This window comes from Cyanobium sp. NIVA-CYA 375, from assembly GCF_056108345.1.
The window spans coordinates 1-1642 of record NZ_JBSYHW010000191.1 but is presented as its reverse complement, the minus strand read 5'-3'; the positions used below and the strand labels follow the sequence as shown (position 1 = coordinate 1642).

Here is a 1642-nt window from a genome sequence, read left to right as displayed (position 1 = left end):
CCTGAGATCCAAGCTGTTTTCAGAGGTCTGTCAAGAGCGGAACTGCCACGGAGCTTTCTCCCCCCTGAACAGTTACCGGAATTCAAGGACTACATCTTCGGGATGCTGTTCCTCAAGCGTCTGTCCGATGCCTTTGACGAAGCACATGAGGGGGTGATCCAGTACTACCTGGATAAGGGCAAGACCCAGGAGCAAGCAGAAGAACTCGCCGATGACAAGGACGAGTACGACAAGACCTTCTATGTGCCAGAGAAAGGAAGGTGGGAAAACCTCAAGAATCTCAAGCACGACATCGGTGCCGAACTAAACAAAGCAACAGAAGCGATAGAGGAGCACAACCCAACACTGGAAGGGGTGCTGGTCTCCATTGACTTCAATATCAAGAACAAACTTAACGACAGCAAACTTCGGGACCTGCTCTCCCACTATTCCAAGTTCCGCCTGAGAACGGAAGACTTTGATCGTCCTGATCTTCTGGGCAGTGCCTATGAGTATCTGATCAAAATGTTCGCTGATTCTGCGGGCAAGAAAGGCGGAGAGTTCTATACCCCTATTGAAGTTGTTCGGTTGCTCGTCGCTCTGTTACGAGCAAGAGCAGGAATGAAGATCCTTGACCCTACCTGTGGCTCTGGAGGGATGTTAATCGGAATCAGAAACTACCTAGAAACTCGTGGGGAGAATCCAGCGAACCTCCAGTTGTTTGGTCAGGAGATGAACCTGAGCACCTGGGCAATCTGCAAACTGAACATGTTCCTACACGGGGTATTCAGTGCAGACATTCGCAAAGGTGACACCCTCGCTGATCCTCAGCATGTAATCAACGGCGTATTGATGCTGTTTGATCGGGTGATCGCCAATCCTCCTTTCTCCTTGAAGAACTGGGGTCGTGACCTTGCAGAGAACGATGGGTTTGGACGGTATCGCTACGGCATTCCACCCAAGGACGCAGGCGATTTGGCGTTCGTTCAGCACATGATCGCCTCACTCAATCAAGAAGGCATGATGGGTGTAGTGGTCCCTCATGGTGTCCTATTCCGTGGTGGTCAAGAAGGTGAGATCCGCAAAGGAATCCTTGAGGACGACTTGGTGGAAGCGATCATTGGTCTGCCATCAGGGTTGTTCTATGGCACAGGCATACCAGCAGCACTGCTGATCGTCAATAAGAACAAGAGTGCTGAACGAAAAGGAAAGGTGCTCTTTATCAATGCCGAACTGGACTACCAGGAGGGCAAGAACCAGAATATCCTGAGAGAACAGGACATTGTAAAGATTGTGGGATGCTTTGACGCCTACAACGAAATCAAGCGGTTCTCACGGGTGGTGCCGATTGAGGAGATTCGGGATAACGACCACAACCTGAACGTTCGTCGTTACGCAGACACCTCACCACCTCCTGAACCCTTTGATGTCCGTGGCATTCTTCATGGTGGAGTGCCGATCAAGGAAACCCAGAGCGATTACATCCAGGAGATCCTTGAAGGATTTGATGTGAGCGTGGTCCTTGTGCCGAAGGATGGGGAGTATTTGAAGTTCAAAGAAGATATCAAGGAGAAGTCCCAGATCCGTCAGCAGCGGCGTCCCATGGAGTGGTGTAACTCAGGGGGATCAGCCCCGGCGTAGCCGGGGCTGACGGCTCGCCTCC

At 51.4% G+C, this 1642-nt stretch carries 1 protein-coding gene; it reads left to right on the top strand.

Annotated elements, in window-relative coordinates; translation table 11 throughout:
• On the top strand, nucleotides 1–1620 hold a 1620-nt coding region (locus AC01FP_RS17450; RefSeq protein ID WP_474481982.1), incomplete at its 5' end, for a type I restriction-modification system subunit M.
• Between the last annotated feature and the right edge of the window lie 22 nt (nucleotides 1621–1642).